We start from the raw sequence: 18,659 nt of genomic DNA on the forward strand, positions 1-18,659 counted from the left end.
GCGCCTAGGTCAGGCCACCGACGGGGTCGGGTGCGAGCGCGTGGTGCAGGGCCACGATGCCACCGGTCAGGTTGCGCCAACGCACCTGCTCCCAGCCGGCCCCGCGGATGGTCTCGGCGAGCTCGCGCTGGTCGGGCCAGGCCCGGATCGACTCGGTGAGGTACTCGTAGGACTCGGGGTTGGAGCTGGTGCGCCGCGCCACGGCAGGCAGCAGGTTGAGCGCGACCCTGTCGTAGACCTGGGCAAAGCCAGGGACGGTGGGGGTAGAGAACTCGACCACGAGCAGCCGCCCCCCGGGCCGGGCGACCCGCAAGAACTCGCGCAGCGCCTGCGCGACGTCCTTGACGTTGCGCAGGCCGAAGCTCATCGTCACCACGTCGAAGGACCCGTCGGCGAAGGGCAGCGCCATCGCGTCGGCCGCGGTGAAGGGCAGGTCGGGCCGGCGCCGGTTGCCCTCGCGGAGCATGCCGAGGGAGAAGTCCGCGGGCACGACCGCGACCTCCCGGTCGGCGTAGGGCACGCTGGAGCCGCCAGTGCCGGCGGCGATGTCGAGCACCCGCTCCCCCGGCCGGGCGTCGACGACCCGGGCGGCCACCCGGCGCCAATGCGCGTCCAGGCCGCCGGTCAGCACGGTGTTGGTGAGGTCGTAGCGCCTCGCGACACCGTCGAACATGCCCGCGACCTCGTGCGGTGCCTTGTCCAGGTTGGCGCGGTTGGGGTTCATGGGGGCCATCCTTGCACCACGGCCTACAGTGGTCCGCTGTGTCTCCCGCCCCGCCCCGCCTGCGCGCCCACCCGGTCCCGCCCCGCCTGCGCGCCCGCACGGTCGCCGTGGACGCCCCCGGTGACCTGCTGACCCGGGTCCCGGACGAGGTCGACCCGCGGGAGGTGGTCACCTGGCTGCGCGAGGGCGACGGCATGGTGGGCTGGGGGCGGGTGGCCCACGTCGAGACCCAGGGGCCGCAGCGCTTCGCCGGGGCCGAGGACTGGTGGACGCGGTTGCGCGAGGGCGCCCAGATCGAGGACGAGGTACGCCTGCCCGGCACCGGCCTGGTGGCGTTCGGCTCCTTCGCCTTCGCCGACGGCTCCGCCGACCCCAGCGTGCTCACCGTCCCGCGCGTCGTCATCGGGCGCCGGGACGGGCTGGCCTGGATCACCCACGTCGTGCGTGAGGACGAGCCATGGCCGGACAGCCACCCGGCGGAGATCCTCACCCGCACCAACCCCCTGATCGACGTCCTGGACCCGCTGGTCGAGGAGCCGGGCAGCGTGCCGGCCCAGCGGTGGCCGCAGGTGATCGCCCAGGGGATCTCCCGCATCGCCGGGGGCGAGGTGGACAAGGTCGTGCTCGCCCGGGACGTGGCGGTGCGTCACCGCGACCGGCAGCCGGTCCGGATCGCGCCGGTGCTGGAGCGGCTGGAGAAGCGGTATGGCGCCACCTGGACCTTCGCCGTCGCGGGATTGGTCGGCGCGACCCCCGAGATGCTGGTGCGCCTGCAGGGCGGGCGGGCGCGGTCGCGGGTGCTGGCCGGCACGATCCGCCGCCCGAACGGTATTCCGCTCCCCGCCGGGGCGGCCCCGCACGGTGATCCCCGGCTGTTTCTGGTGAGCAGCGAGAAGGACCTGGAGGAGCACGCCTACGCCGTGCGCTCAGTCGCCGAAGCGCTGGCCCCGCACTGCGAGGACCTGGTGGTCCCGGAGACGCCCTACGTCCTGGAGCTGCCCGACGTCTACCACCTGGCCAGCGACCTCACCGGCACGATGCACAGCCGGGCCACCTCGCTGCGCCTGGCCGCTGCCCTGCACCCCTCGGCCGCCGTGTGCGGCACGCCAACAGCTGACGCCTTCCGGGTGATCGCCGAGCTGGAGGGGATGGACCGCGGGCGGTATGCCGGCCCGGTCGGCTGGATGGACGCCTCCGGCGACGGTGACTGGTGCATCGCGCTGCGCTGCGGCGAGCTGGCCGAGGACCGGCAGTCGATGCGGATCTTCGCCGGCGGCGGGATCGTCGCGGCCTCCGACCCGCAGTCCGAGCTGGCCGAGACGGAGATCAAGCTCACGGCGATGCGCCACGCCCTGGGCCTGGCCTGACCCGGCCGACGCCGCCCGTCAGCGGGCCTGGATCCAGTACCGGCGCTTGGCCGGCCCAGCGGCGGTGGGCCGGACATCCTCCAGCACGCCACCGGCCTTCTCGATGGTCCCCGCCGAGGCGTGGTTGCCGTCGTCGCAGGTGATGAGAACCCGGTCCACCCCCAGCGCGGCGAGGCGTTTGACGGCCTCCCGGACGATCTCGGTGGCGTAGCCCCGGCGGCGGAACTCCGGGGCCACCGCGTAGCCGATGTGGCCGCCCTCCTGCAGCAAGAAGTCGTTGAGCCGGTGCCGGATCGAGACCCGCCCGACCGGCTGGCCGTCGACCTCGGCGACCAGGAAGTCAGCCGGGACCCGACCCTCGGGCAGGCCCACCCCCCTGGACTCCCACTCGATCTGGGCCAGCACGTGTGGCCACGGACCGTCGGCGAGCAAAAACTGGAAGCCCTCCTCGGCCAGCTGCTCGTGCATGCGTCGCATCGCGGCCTCGTCAGCGGCGGTGGGCGGACGCAGGGTCAGCGACATGTCTCCGTATCCTGCCACCTTCATCACCGGGGCGAGCAGGACCATCAGCGCCAGGAAGCCCACGACCAGGAACAGGGCCCGGTCCAGGCCGGCCCACTCGGCCAGCAGGCCGATCGCCGGCGCCCCGAACAGGAATGCCCCGTAGGCGATCGTCGAGACCACCGTGATCGCTCGGTTGCCGCGGCCGGGGACCTCACCGGCCGCGGACATCGCGGCCGGGAAGATCGTCGAGATGCCCAGGCCCCACAACAACCCGCCGAGCAGCGCGAGGGTCAGCGAGGGCACCAGTACCACGACCAGGATGCCCAGCACGGCCAGGACCCCGCCGGTCCGCACCACGACGTCGCGGCCGAACCGGTCGGTCGCCGGGCCACCAAGCAGACGGCCGACCATCATCGTGAGGTTGAACGCCGTCAGGGTCAGTGCCCCGAAGGCCTCCGGTGCCCGGTGGACGTCGACGAGGAGCAGGGCAAGCCAGTCGTTGGCCGCCCCCTCGGCGAGCGCCGCCGCCAGGGCCACGAGGCCGATGAGGACCTCCGGGCGAGTGATACCCGGGCGGGCAGGACTCTGGTCGTGCGCCTGCGCCGCGCCCTCTGGCCCCTGCGCGTCACCGGCGTCGTCGTCGTCCTCCCGCACGAAGTGCCGCGCCCCCACGACACCGACGACCGCGGCGAGCGCGGCGAGCACGGGCAGCTGGACCAGGCCGATGCCCAGGTGTGCGGCGAGCGCGCCCGACCCGGCCCCCAGGACGGCCCCGCCGGAGAAGCCCGCGTGGAACTGGGGCATCCAGGCACGCGCCCGGCGCCGCTCGACGTGGGCTCCCTGGATGTTCATGGTGACGTCCCAGACGCCGACGTTCACCCCCGTCAGGACGAGTGTGGCCAGCAGCACGGGCACCGAGGGGGCGACGGCCACGCTGGCCCAGCCCAGGCAGGCCAGCACCACGGTCACGCTGACCACGGCGCGGCTGCCGAAGCGGTCGACCAGGCGGCCGGAGAAGGGCATCGCCAGCAGTGACCCGGCACCCATCCCCATCAGCGCCAGACCGAGCTCTCCCGGCCCGGCGTCCAGCTGGTCGCGGACCGCTGGCAGCCGGGACAGCGTCTGCCCCATGGCGAAGCCGGCGGCGGCGAAGACGGCGAGGACGGCGGGCACGCTGCCGCCGCCAGGTCGGGTCCGGGGCACAGCGGGACTGTAGGGGTAAGTGGTGGCACCGGGGAAATCTCCTGGCGCACCTGCTCCGGGCCCGGGCAGACTGGCGCGGTGAACGACGAGCCCACGCTGATCGACCTGACCCCCGACGACCTACCCCGCATCAAGGACCTGGAGGACACCGTCTGGTTCGAGGTGCAACCGGGGGGCACGCCCCAGGACCTCGCCGACGACCTCGACTTCCGGCACGCACGCGCCGCCGAGCGCGGGGGCGCTCCGCTGCCCGGCGAGCCCGACCAGGAGCGCCCGCCGCTGGCGGGGATGTACAGCGCCTACGACCTGGCGGTCACCGTGCCCGGCCCGGGCGGCGGTCTGACGACGCTGCCGATGGACGGCCTGACCTGGGTCGGCGTGCACCCGGACGCCCGCCGCAAGGGCCTGCTGACCCGGCTGATGCGTGACCATCTGCACCGTATCCACGACCGCGGCGAGGCGGCCGTTGCCGGGTTGCACGCCAGCGAGGCAGCGATCTACGGACGCTTCGGCTACGGCTGCGCCAGCCTGGACGTCAAGCTCGAGCTGGGCCGGGGGAGCGAGCTCAAGGCACCGGCATGGTTGGTCGGGGAGGCGGACCGGATCACCACCCACGTGGTCACGCTGCCCACGCCCGAGGGCATGACCGCCCTGCACGAGGCGCACCTGGCCTGCGCCGCGACGGCGCTGGGAGCGGTGACGCGGCCGGAGTCCAAGGCCACCACCTGGTATCGCGACTTCCCCAAGTCCCGGGGCTCCAAGGAGCCTCGGCGCCTGATGCTCGCACGCCGGAACGGCACGGTCACCGGGTATGCCGTCTTTCGCCGGGAGAGCAAGTGGGAGGACGGCTCACCCCGGGGTGAGGTGTCCGTCGCCGAGCTCGGCGCGGTGGACCTGGCGAGCCTGCTGGCCCTGGCCCGAAGACTGCTCGACCTGGACCTCACCAGCAAGGTCACGCTCTGGGCACGGCGGCTGGACGACCCGCTGCTGTGGTGGGCGGGCGGGCCCCGCGCGGCCGCCCCGCGCATCTACGACTCCCTGTGGATCCGGGTCGTGGACCTGCCCCGGGCGCTGACCGACCGCGGGTATGCCGCGGCGTGCGAGGTCGTGCTGGACGTCGCCGACGAGCTCTGCCCGTGGAACGCCGGCCGCTGGCGGCTGACCGTGGACGGCTCGGGTGCTGCGACCTGCGTGAGGACCGAGGACGCGGCCGACGTGGAGCTGCCGGTGGCGGCCCTGGGCGCGGCCTACCTGGGTGGCCGCTCGCTCGCCGCGATGGTGCCCGCTCTATCCGGTCGCGAGCTGCGCTCCGGCGCGGTCCGGGAGCTGTCCCGGGCGATGCGGGCCGACGTCGACCCGCTCGGCGCGATCGACTTCTGAGCGGGTGGTCGCGCCGGGGCCGCGCGCAGCGCGTCCCGCAGCGCGCGGTGCCCGGCCCGGTCGACCCGGACCTCGAGCACTCGGATCCCCTCGGCGGGCCGGCCCAGCTGGTCGGCCAGCTCGGCTAGTGAGCCGACGAGACGGTGCCCCACGCGGTAACCGGCGCACAGCGCACCCAGGTCGGTGCCGTGCGGCGTGCCGAAGAGGCGCTCGGTGGCGGCGGCGGACGCGGCGCTGGCCGACCGGGCCGGTTCGCCGTACTCCAGCGTGGAGAAGATCCCGCCGCCGTCGTCGTTGACCACGACGACCGTCAGGTCGGGGCGAGGCTCGCCGGGGCCGACGAGCAGGGCACCCGCGTCGTGCAGAAAGGTGAGGTCACCCATGAGCGCGACCGTGCGGCCGGGGCGGATGTGCTCACCGATGCCGGCGAGGGCGACACCGACGGCGGTGGCGACCGTGCCGTCGATCCCGGCCAGGCCCCGGCTCGCATAGACGACCGGGCTGCCGGTCTGCGGCAGCGCACCCAGGCCGACCGCCAGGTCCCGGGGCGCGTTGGAGGAGCCGAGCACGAGGAAGTCCTCCTCACCCAGGGCGGCAGCGACCGTGGTCGCCACGGCGACGCCGGTCGGCGGGCTGTCGGCCCGGTCGAACCCGGCCACCTCGCGCACGCGCTCAGTCCAGGCCCGACCGGCCTGCAGCCAGCTCTGCGCCCATCCCTGCGGCGCCGGGTGCCAGGGCCGGTGCAGCGCGAGGGCGCCGTGCACCTCGCGCACCACATGCGAGGGGTCGGTCCAGGACGGCGCCGCGCTGACCTGCTCGACGACGACCCCCGGTCGGCGCAGCAGCGACCCAAACTCCCGGAACAGGGTGAGCCGGCCCACGACCACGACCCGCTCGGGCGCCAGCGCGTCGACCGTCGCCGCATCCCCGGCCACGAGCACACCGTGCGGCACCACGGTCCGGCCGTGCGGCAGCCACCCGAACGGCTCGGCCAGGACCGGGTAACCGTGCCGCTCCGCCCAGGCCAGCGCAGCACCATGCCGACGGGCATCGCCGAGGTCGCCCAGCAGCACCACCGTGCGGCTCCCGCCCGCCGACTCCCCACTATCGACGGCGGCGGCGGCGTCGTCGACGTCGACGGCCGGGTCTGCGAGGGGTACGTCCCACACCACCGTCCACGGCGACCCGTCCGGCCGCCCGTGGAGCTCCGGAGGCAGTTCGCCGGCCAGGCCCTGCCCGGCGGTGTCGAGCTCGGGTGCCAGGGGGTCCCGGAAGGACACGTTGAGGTGGACGGGACCGGAGCGGATCCACCCGCTCCCCCGGGCGGCGTGGTCGAGCGCGGCCGCGAGCGCCCGGCATACGGTCGAGCGCCAGAAGGCGGCAGTCCGCGCCGAGACCGACTCCGGCGCCGGCAGGTCGACCTCCCGGCGCACGGCGCCCGCGAAGATCCCCGGTTGGTGCGTGGTCTGGTTGGCGCCGGTCCCCCGCAGCTCGCCGGGCCGGTCCGCGGAGAGGACTACCAGCGGGACGTGGCTGTGGTGCGCCTCCAGCACGGCGGGGTGCAGGTTGGCCACGGCGGTCCCGGAGGTGGTCACCACCGCCACGGGAGCACCGGAGGCGCGCGCGAGACCCAGCGCGAGGAAGCCGGCCGAGCGCTCGTCGATCCGCACGTGCAGCCGCAGCCGCCCGTGCCGGTCGGCCTCCTCCAAGGCGTAGGCCAGCGGAGCCGACCGGGATCCGGGGGCCAGCACCGCCTCCCGGACGCCGCCCCGGACCAGCTCGTCGACGAGGACGGTGGCCAGCGCGGTCGAGGGGTGCACGGGCACGATGGTGCCACGCTCGGCCGTACAGTGAGCGGTATGGCCTCGAACTTCGACATCGAGCTCGCGGACGCCGTCCCTCCTCTCGTCCTCGCCCTGGACGTGGGCTCGACCGCCAGCAGGGGGATGGTCTACGACGCCCATGGGCGGCCGGTCGGCAAGCGGGCCAAGGTCCCGCACGCCTTCACCACCGCCCCGGGCGGCACTTCCGAGATCGACCCCGACCAGGTGGTCGAGGAGATACGACAGATCATCGGGGAGCTTCTCGGGTCCCTGGGTGAGGAGCAGATCGCGGGCGTGGCCCTGGACACCTTCGCCTCCTCGCTGGTCGTCATCGCCGAGGACGGCTCCCCGCTGACCCCCTGTTTCACCTACGCCGACGGACGTCCCGGCTCGCAGGTGGACCTGCTGCGGGATGAGCTGTCCGAGGAGAAGCTGCAGCAGCGGACCGGGACGCGGCTGCACGGCAGCTACTGGCCGGCCCGGTTGCGTTGGCTGGCCACCGAGCGGCCGGAGGTGATGCAACGGGCCGCCCACTACCTCTCTCTCGGTGACTACCTGCTCCTGCAGCTCACCGGCACCCTGGCGACCGGCACCTCAAGCGCCGCGTGGACCGGGCTGGTGGACCGACACACGGCCCAGTGGTATCCAGAGCTGGTCGAGATCTGCGGCATCCGCCCGGACCAGCTGCCCCCCATCCACCACCTGGACCAGCCGGTGCCGGTGGCCGAGAAGCAGGCGGCCAAGATCGCCAAGCGCTGGCCAGCGCTGGCCCAGGCGCGGTGGTTCGCCCCCATCACCGACGGGCTGGCCGCCAACGTCGGCCTGGGCGCGCACGACGAGACCGCGATCGGCGCCTCCTGCGCCACCTCCGGCGCGTTGCGCGTCGTGGTCAGCGAGATGCCCGAGGAGCTCCCACCGGGCCTGTGGTGCTACCGCGTCTCACACGACCGGGCGCTGATCGGCGGTGCCCTCAACGACGTCGGCCGGGCGCTGGCCTGGGCCGACGTGACCCTGGCAGTCGACCAGGTCGAGCCGGAAGACCTGGCGCAGGCCCTGACCGCGGAGCCGCACCCGACCACGCCCCTGGTGCTGCCCTTCTTCACCGGCGAGCGCAGCACCGGCTGGGCCTCGGACGCGCATGCCGTCCTGACCGGTGTCACCGCGGCGTCCGCGCCGGTCGAGGTCTACCGGGGCGTACTGGAGGGCATCGCGCTGTCCTATGCCCGCATCGGGGCCCAGCTGCGCCAGGTGGCCCCCCAGCCGGAGAAGCTCTACGCCGGCGGCTCGGTCGCCGGCGACCACCCCGAGCTGATGCAGATCATGGCCGACGCGATGCGCACCCCGGTCACGCCGGTGCAGCTCAAGCGCTCGACCCTGCACGGCACGGCCCTGCTGGCGCTGGAGACCCTCGCCCCAGGCGTGCGGCGCGCCAAGCCCGACCGCGGCCCCACCCTCACCCCGGACTACGGCCGGCGCCGCTACTACACCGATCGATACCAGCGGTTCGAGCGCGTGTATGACGCCCTCTTCGGCTGACCCGTCGTGTCCGAGGTGAGGTCGCTCGCGGACGACCTGCGAGGGCGGACCGACGAGCAACTGGCGGCCCTGATGCGGGCCCGCCCCGACCTGGCCCGGCCCGCACCCGCCGACCTGTCTGCGCTGGCCGCGCGGGCCACCACCCGGACCAGCATCCAGCGTGCCCTGGACGGGCTGGACCTGGCCCACCTGCACGCGCTGGAGGCGGTCGTCGTGGCCGCCCCGGCCTCGACGGGCCGCGTCGCTGCCCTGCTGGACGCCCCCGAGGAGCTGGCCGGGCAGCTGGTCGACCGCCTGCGCGAGCTGGCTCTGGTGTGGGCCGCCCCGGAGGGGATCCGGCCGGCGCGGCCCGTCGCCGACGTCGTCGGGAGCCCCGCCGGGCTCGCGCCGGACGAGGGTGGCGAGGCCCCCCTCCCCGGGCGGGTGGAGGAGATCCTGGCCGGTCTGGAGCCCACCCAGCACCAGCTGCTGGACGCGCTGACCTGGGGCCCGCCGACCGGGTCGGTGTCACCGGACGGCGCAGCCCCGATGACCCGGGCCGCGCACGCCCTGGTCGAGGCCGGGCTCCTGGAGCGTCTCGACGACACGCACGTGCTGCTGCCGCGCCGGGTCGCGCTGGCTCTGCGGGCCGGCCGGCTGCACCGCGATCCGGCGACGCAGCCTCCGCAGTTGGAGCTGATGAGCCTCGGCGAGGACGTGGTCGACGCCGCGGCCGGTGGCCGGGCGGCCGAGCTCATCACCATGGTCACCGAGCTCGTCGACGAGTGGGGCGCCCGTCCGCCCCGCGTCCTGCGCTCGGGCGGGCTTGCGGTGCGTGACCACGGCCGCGTGTCCGCGCATCTGGGGATCGAGTCGCACGAGGCGGCCTGGCTGCTGGAGACGGTGCACGCCGCCGGCCTGATCGCGATCGAGGACGGCGCTTCCCGCCCCGGCGTGGAGGCCGCCTGGGTGCCGACCACCGTCGCCGACGACTGGCTGGCCGATGAGCCGGGGCGCCGGTGGGCGAGCCTGGCCTCCGCCTGGTGGGCCATGTCCGCCGCCCCCAGCCTGGTCGGGAGCGCAGAGGGCGCCCGGGTCAACGTGCTGTCCACCCACACCTCATACCCCCTGGCGCGGCAGCGGCGGCACGACGCGCTGGCCGCCCTGGCTACCCTGCCGGCCGGCGCGGCGCCGACGGAGGCAGGGCTGGAGTCCCTGATGCGGTGGCGACACCCGCTGCGGATGTCGCGCACCGAGCACGGCACCCCGCTCGCGGTGACGCTGCGGGAGGCAGAGTGGGTCGGGGTCACCGGGCGTGGCGCGCTGTCCGCACCGGGCCGGGCCGTAGTGACCGGCGAGGCAGACCCAGCCGCGCTCATGGCTTCGCTCGTGCCACCGGCGGTCGACCACGTCCTGCTCCAGGCCGACCTGACCGCGATCGCGCCGGGTCGCCTGGACGGGCCCGTGCGCACCCTCATGCACCTGGTCAGCGATGTCGAGTCCCGTGGTGGGGCCAGCGTGCACCGATTCACCGAGAACAGCGTCCGGCGCGCCCTGGACCTGGGCTGGTCGGCCGACCGGGTGCTGGCCGACCTGGCCGCGGCCTCTCGCACCGGCGTTCCGCAGCCGCTGGACTACCTGGTCCGTGACGTCGCCCGTCGGCACGGCCAGGCCCGAGTCGGTGCCTGCGCCGCCTACCTGCGCTCGGACGACCCGGCCCTGCTGGACCGGGTCGAGCGGGACCGGGCGCTGGGCATGCTGCAGTGGCGGCGGATCGCCCCCACTGTGCTCGTCTCCCCCGTCCCGGCACCGACGGTGCTGGACCTGCTGCGCGAGGAGCAGTACGGCCCCGTCGTCGAGGGCGCCGACGGTGGCCTCGAGGTTGCCGCGCCCGTGTGGCGCCGCACCGTCGCCCGGCCGCCGTCGCCCGTCCGGGTCAGCAGCGTGGACGAGAGGGTCGCCCGGGACGTGGTCGGGCTCATGCGCCGGGGCGAGGGGGCCCGTGCCTCCGGCATCGGTGAGGAGGGCGCGCACACCGATCCCGTCGTCATCAACGCCGTGCTGCGCGAGGCCGCGGCGACCGGGTCGGCCCTGTGGATCGGCTACGCCGACGACACCGGCGGGGTCTCCACCCACCTAGTCCGGCCGTTGCACGTCGAGGCGGGTCGGGCCAGGGCCGCGGTCGGCGATGGTGATGTGACCCGCACCTTCCTGGTGCACCGGGTCACCCAGGCGCGCCACGCCACTCGATGAGCCCTAGGCACCAGGTAACGTCCCGGCCATGAGCCGCATCGCGATCGTCGGTGGCGGGATTGCGGGGCTGACCCTGGCCGCGGCGCTGGACCAGCGACGACACGAGGTCACCCTCTTCGAGGAGCAGCCCGAGCGGGCCGGTGCGGGCGCGGCCCTGGCCCTGTGGCCGTCGGCCGTGCGGGCGCTGGACCGGATCGGCGTGCGCATCGGCGTGCGGATCGGCCATGGTGAGGACGCCGGAGCGGCGAAGTCGGCCCTCTCCTCCGCCGCCCTGTTCGACCTCGACACCGGCGCCCGGCTGCTCACCGTCCCCCGACGCGCAGGCTCACTGGCCCTCATCCCCCGACCCGCCCTGCTGGCGGCGCTCGAGGACGCGGTCCCGGACAGCGTCCGACGGGTCCATGAGGCGGTCACGGACCCGGCAGCCCTGGACGCGGACCTCGTGGTCGGCGCGGACGGGGTCCGCAGCCGGGTCCGGGGGCTCGTGCATCCACCGGCCGCCGAGCGCCGTCAGACGCCCTGGCTGGCCCTGCGAGGCATCCACCCCGAGCCGCCGGACATGGGCTCCCTCGGGGAGTACTGGGGCCCCGCGCGGCTCGCCGGGATCGCGCCGCTGGGTGCCGGCACCTACTGGTTCACCACGCATCGGAGCACCCTCGGTCCCGAGCCGCTCGACGTCCGCGAGGCCCTCGCTGAGGCTCGTCAGCGGTTCGCCGATGCCTCGCTCCCGGTGCAGGAGACGCTCGCCGCAGCGGGGCCGCATACCCTCGCCACCCGACTCTGGCTGACCCCACCGCTGCCGCGCTACGCGCGGGGCCGGTATGTCGTGGTCGGTGACGCCGCGCACGCCACCACGCCCAACCTGGGGCGGGGCGCCGTCGACGCCATCCTCGACGCGGCGTCGCTGGCCGACACGCTCAACCGCGGCACCGGGCTGCGGGCGTGGCAGCTGCGCCGACTGCCCGCCACGCAGGCTGCGCGCACCCTCGCCCCGCTCGTGATGCGGCTCGCTCTCTCGGAGTCCGCCGCGGGTCCACGCAACCGCGTGCTGCGCGCAGCCGGCCGACTCTAGGCCAGCGGCGGCGCCTGGCACACCCTCGCGTCAGTCCGGCGCGCCCAGGTCGGTCAGAAGACCCGCACCCGCTCCTGCGGCGCCAGCCACAGGCCGTCGCCCTCGGTGGTCTCGAACGCCGCGTGGAAGGCGTCGACGTTGCGGACCGTGTTGGCACGCAGGTCTGCGGGCGCGTGGGGGTCGACGGACAGCAGCCGCCGGGCCTCCTCCTCGCGGGCGATGGTGCGCCACACCGCACCCCAGCCGAGGAAGAAGCGCTGGTCGCCAGTCCAGCCGTCGATCTCGGGGGCAGCGCCGCCGTGGGAGATCGTGTAGGCCAGGTGGGCCAGCTCCAGGCCGCACAGGTCACCGATGTTCTCCCCGACGGTCAGGCCGCCGTTCACCGTCACCGTGTCCTCCGGGATGTCGCGGGGGGACAGCTGGGAGAACTGGTCGATCAGTTGCTGGCTGCGCTCCTCGAAACGCTCCCGGTCCTCCTGGGTCCACCAGTCGGTCAACGACCCGTCACCAGCGTAGCGGCTGCCCTGGTCATCGAATCCGTGCCCGATCTCGTGCGCGATCACCGCACCGATCCCGCCGTAGTTCACTGCGTCGTCGGCGTCCACGTCGAAGAACGGCGGCTGCAGGATCGCCGCCGGGAAGACGATCTCGTTGAGCATCGGGTGGTAGTAGGCGTTGACCGTCTGCGGGGTCATCAGCCACTCGTCGCGGTCGATCGGCCGGCCGATCTTGGCCAGTTGGCGGTCGGTCTCGAAGGCGGCGCCGCGGCGGACGTTGCCGAGAAGGTCCGTCGGGTCCAGCTGGTATGCGGTGTAGTCGCGAAAGACCGGCGGGTGACCGACCTTGGGGCGAAAGGCGGCCAGCTTGTCCAGCGCCTTGGCCTTGGTCTCCTCCCCCATCCACTCCAGCTCGCCGATCCGCTGCCGGAAGGCCTCGGTGACGTTCTGCACCAGCTGGGACATCTTCTCGCTGGCCGCGGGCGGGTAGTGGGCGGCGACATACATCTCCCCCGCCGCCTCGCCCAGCAGCCCCTCGACCAGGCCGACACCGCGCTTCCAGCGCTCCTTGTTGCTCGGCGTGCCGGACAGGGTGCGCCCGTGGAAGTCGAAGTGGGCCTCGACCAACGCCCCGGACAGGCAAGGGGCCAACCCGTCCAGGACCCGCACCGCCAGGTAGGCGCGCCAGTCGGACACCGGCACCTCGGCGAGCGCTGCCCCCACCGCGGTCAGCACCTCCGGCTGCCGGGCGACCACGTGGGCCAGATGGTGCTCGCCGGCGCCCAGCCCGGCGCGGAAAGCGTCCCAGTCCCAGCCGCGGGTGCGCTCGGCCAGTTCGTCAGCGGTCCACCGGGTGTAGGACTTCACCGCGTCGCGGGCGGCGACCCGGTCGCGGTGCGCCGCGGCGATCCGCTCCTCCAGGGCGTAGACCCGGTCCACGGCGCCCTCGTCGAGGTCGAGTCCGGCCTGCGTCAGGGCCGAGGCCCCCAGCTCGAGCAGCTGCGCCAGGTAGGCGCGGTAGGCCGTGCGCACGCCGGCGTGCTCCGCAGCGGTGTAATACGCCTCGTCGGGCAGCCCGATGCCGGCCTGGTGCAGGTAGGCGATGTACTCCTCGGGGTTGCCGGCGTCGGCGGTGACCCACAGGTGCACGATCCCATCGACGCCCTCGCGCTGCAGGGCGCCGGCGACCCGCGCCACGTCGGAAGGACTCGACACACCGGCGACCTCGACCAGCGGCTCCACCGCCGGCTCGACGCCGAGCTGCTCGACGCGGTCCTCGTCCATGAAGCTGGCGTACAGAGCCCCCACCTTGCCGGCCCGCGTGTCCAGCGCGGGCTGTCGCTCGGCCGCCTGCTCAATGAGCTCGCGCACCGCCTCCTCGGCGCTCTCGCGCAGCTGGTCGAAGGAGCCATAGCGCGCCCGGTCAGCCGGGATCTGCGCGGAGGCCAGCCACCCACCGTTGACGTGCACGAAGAGGTCGTCCTGCGCGCGGACGTCGGTGTTCATCAGGTGAGGGTCGATCCCGGAGTGCATGGGGACACGGTATGCGGCGCGCCGCGGATGCGAGGACTCAGGGCAGCTCCTGCAGGATCCTGCCGACGACGCGCAGCGGCAGCGTCGCCAGCTCCAGCACGGCGCCGACGACCTCCAGCGCCTCGAACGCCGCCCCGATGCCGTCCAGGGTCGAGCCCGGGTCGCCCGCGGCACGGGCCTGCGCGGACGCGTCCTGCTGCAGGGTGGTCGGGAAGTAGTGCTGGTCCTCGCGCAACTGCTGGGTGATCGCCGCGGCCCGGGCGGACAGCGTGCGGTGGTCGTGCTCAGGGAAGAGGCGGTCGAGCAGGTTCAGCTCGTGGACCAGGGCGACCAGCAGCGCGGTGTGCCGGTCGGGGCGCCGCTCGACCTGCAACGCCCGCAGGACGCGGGTGCGGACCGCAGCCTCCGGTTGGTGGTCCCTGGGCAGGTGGCGCCGGCGGCGGACCAGGTGACGGCGCAGCACGCCCCGGTCGCGCAGCCGGCGCAGCAGGGCCTGGAGCTCACGGTCGGGGGCGTCGGTCGCGGCGATCACCTGCTTGCCCTGGACGTCCCGCGCAGCGCGTTCCAGGACCTGGTCGCCGCCCGTGGTGCCGGACAGGCCGGCGACGAGGACCCCGTGGTCGTCGAGGGCCACCGTGCGCCGGGCGAGCAGCTCGACCAGCAGCGCGACCCTCACCGCACGCGGCACCGCGCGGCGGCGGACCAGCCAGGTGCCCTTCTCGTCATCGAGGAGCAGCAGGATCAGTTCTTCCCCCAGCAGCATGGAGGTATCGTGCCAGACGTCACCGCGCCTGCCCTACGCTTCGTCCACAGGACGTCGTGTCTGGAGGGTCCATGAGCACTACGTCGCACCGTCCCGGTCTGCTGACCGGCCTAGGAGCGCTGCTGGGACTGGCGGTGCGCCGCAGCCGCTGGTTCTACCTGACCTGGGTGCTGGCGCTGGCCTCCGTCGTCCCGCTCACGGCAACCGCCTACGAGACGATCGTGGACCCGGGCAACGCGCCCCTCTTGATCCGCACCATGGAGAACAACCCCTCGATGCGGGCCCTGCTCGGGCCGCCGACCGACCTGACCACGCCGGGCGGCTTCACCGTCTGGCGGGTGGGCACCTTCACCGTGGTCATGGGCGCGGTGATGGCCATCCTGGGTGTGGTGCGTTCCACCCGCGCCGAGGAGGAGGACGGGCGCACGGAGCTGCTGCGCTCCGCCGCCGTCGGCCGGTACACGCCGCTGGTGGCCGGGGTCCTCGCCGCGCTGCTCGCGTGCCTGGCGCTGGCCGTCCTCATCACCGCTGGCATGGTCGCGGTGGGCGAGCCGCTCGCCGGGTCGATGGCCCTCGGGCTGGGCACAGGGCTGGTCGGCGCGGTCTTCGCGGGCGTGGCGGCGGTGAGCGCACAGCTGTCCTCCTCGGCGCGGGGCGCCCGGGCGTTGGCCCTGTGGACGCTGGCCGCCGCCTACACCGTCCGGGCGATGGCCGACGGCGCCTCGACGCAGGGCCCGCTGCACCGGCTGGGCTGGGGCTCTCCCGTGCAGTGGATGGCTCTGGCCCGCCCCTATGCCGACGAACGCTGGTGGGTGCTGCTGCTGCCCCTGACGGCGGCGGTCCTGCTGGTCGCCGCCGCGGTGGTGCTGGAGTCCCGGCGCGACCACGCCGCTGGTCTGTGGCCCAGCCGGCGGGGCAGAGCCACCGCCCCCGCCTCCCTGAGCTCCCCGCTCGGCCTGTCCTGGCGGCTCCTGCGCGGCAGCCTGCTGGGCTGGACGATCGGGATGGTCCTCTTCGCGCTGGCAATGGGCTCGATCTCGACCGGCTTCGGGGACGTGCTGGAGGGCACCCCGCAGCTGGCGTTGATCTTCGAGCGGCTGGGCGGGGGTGCGCGGCAGCTCAGCGAGGCCTTCTACGTCGCCCTGCTCTCGCTGGTGGCGATCGTCATGGGGATCCTGGCGGTGCAGCTCCTGCATCGCCTCGAGGCCGAGGAGCGGGGTGGTCAGGTCGAGCTGGTGCTCTCCACAGCCGTGCAACGCACCCGGCTGCTCGGCTCCTACCTCCTGTGGGCCACGGTCGTCCCGGTGGCACTGCTGACGCTGGCCGCTGTCCTGATGACGTTGAACCAGGCGGCCACCGAGGACGACTGGGGGTGGCCGGTGCGGGTCGCCGCCGGCGCCGTCGCCCTGGCGCCGGGAGGGCTGCTCCTGCTCGGCCTGGCCGTGTTCCTGCACGGTTGGGCGCCCCGGTTGTCCTGGCTGGTGTGGGCGGTGGTGGGCTGGAGCCTGTTCGTGGTCTGGGTCGGCGCCGTCCTCGGCCTGCCGGCCTGGGTCACCCGCCTCACCCCGTGGGCACCGCTGCCCCAGCTGCCGGCCGAGCAGATGAACTGGCTGGCGGTGCTGGCCACGACAGCGGTCGCGGCCGCCCTTGCCCTGGCCGGGGTCGTCGGCTACCGCAGGCGGGACCTGGGTTCCGGGTAACCGGCCGGCGCCCGACCCGACCACCTGAGCGTCCCCTGGACGCTTCCTGACCGCGACACCCAGCAGTGGCCCGTAGCCTCACCCGGATGCGACCCACGACACCCATCCGCCTCTCGGCTCTCGCACTGGCCGGCGCCCTGACCCTCGGCGCCTGCTCGGATGTCTCCACCGACGAGGGCAGCGCCACCACCGCCGCCACGGAGGACACCTCGGCCACTGCCGGCCCTGACGGGGACGCGGCGGACGGGTCGGCCGAGACTGCTGGCGGCGCGCCCGACCAGGCCGCCGTCACCGTGGACACCGACGACATGCCCGATCCGGTCGCCGAGGTCAACGGCGAGCAGATCAGCAAGGACACCTTCCTGGCGGCCTTTGAGACCCAACGCGAGAGCGCCCGGCAGCAGGCCGAGATGGGCGGCATGCCGGTCGACGAGACCGCGCTGCGCGACGACGTGATCGAGCTGCTGGTCGACACCGAGCTGCTCGACCAGGAGAGCGAGCGGCTTGGTCTGACGGCGTCAACGGAGGAGATCGACGCCGAGCTCGAGGCCCTCGTCACCCAGGCCGGGGCCCCGTCCACCGACGAGCTGCTGGACCTGCTCGCCGAGCAGGGCTTCGACGAGCAGCAGGTGCGCGAGGAGCTTGAGCGCGTCGTCCTCATCGACAAGCTCGTCGCGGAGCGCGGCGGCGTCGAGGATCCCCAGGAGCAGGAGCTCAAGGACTACTACGAGGAGCTGACCGGCCAGTCTGCGGACGACGAACAGGTCACGGCCGACCCCGGTGGCGCCCCGGCCTTCGACCAGATGCGGGACATGCTGGCCGACCAGCTAACCCAGGAGCGGGAGATCGCCTCACTCACCGCCCTGCTGGAGGAGCTGCGGCAGGACGCCGACATCACCACCCACGGCTGAGGGAAGCAGTCCCCGGGTCGAGCAGGGCGGCCACCCCCGGCGGCACCAGGGTGGGCAGGCCCGCACCGCCGGGCGGACGCCATACCCCCACGTCGGTCGGCGCGTCCAGGACCGGGAACGGCCCCTCACCCAGGAGCCGGTCGTCGCACAACCGCGCCGCGTGGACGACGACCCACTCATGCCCGGGGGCGCCGTTGAAGGTGAAGAGGTTCTCGATCACCGCCAGCCGCTCACCGACCTCCACCTCGGTGGCGAACTCCTCAAGCATCTCCCGGCGCAGCGCCCCCTGCGCCGTCTCGCCGAACTCGATCCCGCCGCCGGGTGGACGGTGAAAGACCGCCCCCCGCGACTGGTCGACAAACTCGCTCATCAGGTGCGCCCCGGTCCGAGGGTGCCGCACGAGCGCGACCGCCAGCACCCGGATGTGAGCCGGGGGAACGTAGTCCGACGGCTGAGCCGCGGTCATCCGCCGGCGAGCGCGCGGACCACCCGAGACGGGGCCGGGCGTCCCAGCTGCGCCGCCATCCAGGTGCTGGTCTGAACCAGCTGGGCCAGGTCGGCGCCGTGCTCGATGCCCAGACCGTCCAGCGCCCAGACCAGGTCCTCGGTGGCCAGGTTGCCGGTGGCGGACCGGGCGTAGGGGCAGCCGCCGAGGCCACCGGTGGAGGCGTCGACGACGCGGACGCCCCGGCGGATCGCGGCCATCGTGTTGGCCAGGGCCTGGCCGTAGGTGTCGTGGAAGTGGACGGCGCTCTGGTCGGGCCCGATCCCGGCGTCATCGAGGGCGTCGAGCAGGCGCAGCACGTGGCCGGGGGTGCCGACCCCGATGGTGTCGCCGAGGGAGAGCTGGTCGCAGCCCAGGTCCATCAGCCGCAGACAGACGTCGACGACCTGCTCGACCGGGACCGGCCCCTCCCACGGGTCGCCGAAGCACATCGAGACGTAGGCCCGCACCCAGGCACCGGCGTCCAGCGCTCGCTTGACCACGGGGGCGAACATCTGCACCGACTCGGCGACCGAGCGGTTGAGGTTCTTGCGCGCGAAGGTCTCGGTGGCGCTGCCGAAGATGGCCACGGAGGTGACGCCGCACTCCACGGCCCGGTCCAGGCCGCGCTCGTTAGGCACCAGCACCGGCCGCTGCTGACCCAGCCCCTCGGGCCCGAGCAGCTCCAGCAGCTCCTCAGCGTCACCGAGCTGGGGGACCCACTTCTGCGGGACGAAGCTGGTGAGCTCGACCGTCTCCAGCCCGGCGGCGAGCAGTCGCCGGACGAACTCGGCCTTGACCTCGACGGGCACGGCCGCCGCCTCGTTCTGCAGGCCGTCGCGGGGCCCGACCTCATAGATCGTCACCCGGTCGGGCATCCCCGGCATCGGCTCGGTCATGGGCAGCGACGGCATAGTCATAGGCCTATCC

Annotated in this window: 13 protein-coding genes and 1 pseudogene; 7 read left to right on the forward strand and 7 right to left on the reverse strand. The window is 74.0% G+C overall.

The features are described 5' to 3' along the window. Positions 1-4 precede the first annotated feature (4 nt). Positions 5-724: a demethylmenaquinone methyltransferase gene (locus tag FY030_RS12470; RefSeq protein ID WP_158061784.1), complete on the reverse strand. Its 720-nt coding sequence runs from the start codon at positions 722-724 to the stop codon at positions 5-7. A gap of 38 nt (positions 725-762) precedes the next feature. On the opposite strand from FY030_RS12470, the gene FY030_RS12475 reads away from it, so the two are divergent. After that, positions 763-2,091 (forward strand): isochorismate synthase, encoded by a 1,329-nt coding sequence (locus tag FY030_RS12475; protein ID WP_238348264.1) that lies wholly within the window; start codon positions 763-765, stop codon positions 2,089-2,091. 18 nt (positions 2,092-2,109) lie between these two features. Here FY030_RS12475 and FY030_RS12480 read toward each other — a convergent pair whose 3' ends face one another. Beyond that, on the reverse strand, positions 2,110-3,798 hold the full coding sequence (locus FY030_RS12480) for an MFS transporter (protein WP_158061785.1): 1,689 nt from the start codon (positions 3,796-3,798) through the stop codon (positions 2,110-2,112). A 162-nt stretch (positions 3,799-3,960) separates the two neighbouring features. Between FY030_RS12480 and FY030_RS16925 the strand changes: the two are divergent. Continuing rightward, a pseudogene (locus FY030_RS16925) lies at positions 3,961-5,109 on the forward strand (GNAT family N-acetyltransferase); the annotation flags it as partial. Here FY030_RS16925 and menD read toward each other — a convergent pair. Then, the gene (gene menD / locus FY030_RS12490) at positions 5,046-6,998 is read right to left on the reverse strand and encodes a 2-succinyl-5-enolpyruvyl-6-hydroxy-3-cyclohexene-1-carboxylic-acid synthase (RefSeq protein WP_192498597.1); all 1,953 of its coding nucleotides are present in this window, start codon (positions 6,996-6,998) and stop codon (positions 5,046-5,048) included. The pseudogene FY030_RS16925 and the gene menD overlap by 64 nt on opposite strands. Positions 6,999-7,037: 39 nt before the next feature. On the opposite strand from menD, the gene FY030_RS12495 reads away from it, so the two are divergent. From FY030_RS12495 to FY030_RS12505, 3 genes are read left to right on the forward strand one after another with little or no spacing between them, the layout of a single operon-like run. Further along, a complete protein-coding gene (locus FY030_RS12495; protein WP_158061788.1) occupies positions 7,038-8,537 on the forward strand; it encodes a gluconokinase in 1,500 nt (499 codons plus the stop codon). A 6-nt stretch (positions 8,538-8,543) separates the two neighbouring features. After that, a complete protein-coding gene (locus tag FY030_RS12500; RefSeq protein ID WP_158061789.1) occupies positions 8,544-10,769 on the forward strand; it encodes a helicase-associated domain-containing protein in 2,226 nt (741 codons plus the stop codon). A gap of 28 nt (positions 10,770-10,797) precedes the next feature. Then, positions 10,798-11,841, forward strand: a complete 1,044-nt coding sequence (locus tag FY030_RS12505; protein ID WP_158062818.1) for an FAD-dependent monooxygenase — start codon at positions 10,798-10,800, stop codon at positions 11,839-11,841. 53 nt (positions 11,842-11,894) lie between these two features. Here the strand turns inward: FY030_RS12505 and FY030_RS12510 are convergent, their stop codons facing one another. Beyond that, complete coding sequence (locus FY030_RS12510) at positions 11,895-13,871, reverse strand: M13 family metallopeptidase (protein WP_158061790.1); 1,977 nt, start codon at positions 13,869-13,871, stop codon at positions 11,895-11,897. 37 nt (positions 13,872-13,908) lie between these two features. Further along, positions 13,909-14,634, reverse strand: a complete 726-nt coding sequence (locus tag FY030_RS12515) for a GPP34 family phosphoprotein (RefSeq protein WP_158061791.1) — start codon at positions 14,632-14,634, stop codon at positions 13,909-13,911. A gap of 71 nt (positions 14,635-14,705) precedes the next feature. Here FY030_RS12515 and FY030_RS12520 point away from each other — a divergent pair, with 71 nt between their 5' ends. Continuing rightward, positions 14,706-16,334 (forward strand): ABC transporter permease, encoded by a 1,629-nt coding sequence (locus FY030_RS12520; RefSeq protein ID WP_158061792.1) that lies wholly within the window; start codon positions 14,706-14,708, stop codon positions 16,332-16,334. Positions 16,335-16,420: 86 nt separating this feature from the next. Further along, positions 16,421-17,245 carry a SurA N-terminal domain-containing protein gene (locus tag FY030_RS12525; protein ID WP_158061793.1) on the forward strand — a complete coding sequence of 275 codons (825 nt, stop codon included), beginning with the start codon at positions 16,421-16,423 and terminating at the stop codon, positions 17,243-17,245. Here the strand turns inward: FY030_RS12525 and FY030_RS12530 are convergent. Further along, positions 17,229-17,711: an NUDIX domain-containing protein gene (locus tag FY030_RS12530; protein WP_158061794.1), complete on the reverse strand. Its 483-nt coding sequence runs from the start codon at positions 17,709-17,711 to the stop codon at positions 17,229-17,231. The two genes, FY030_RS12525 and FY030_RS12530, sit on opposite strands and share 17 nt — an antisense overlap. Beyond that, positions 17,708-18,649, reverse strand: a complete 942-nt coding sequence (locus FY030_RS12535) for a hydroxymethylglutaryl-CoA lyase (RefSeq protein ID WP_158061795.1) — start codon at positions 18,647-18,649, stop codon at positions 17,708-17,710. The genes FY030_RS12530 and FY030_RS12535 overlap by 4 nt, the downstream gene beginning before the upstream one ends. Between the last annotated feature and the right edge of the window lie 10 nt (positions 18,650-18,659).

The organism is Ornithinimicrobium pratense, from assembly GCF_008843165.1.
GTDB lineage: Bacteria > Actinomycetota > Actinomycetes > Actinomycetales > Dermatophilaceae > Ornithinicoccus > Ornithinicoccus pratensis.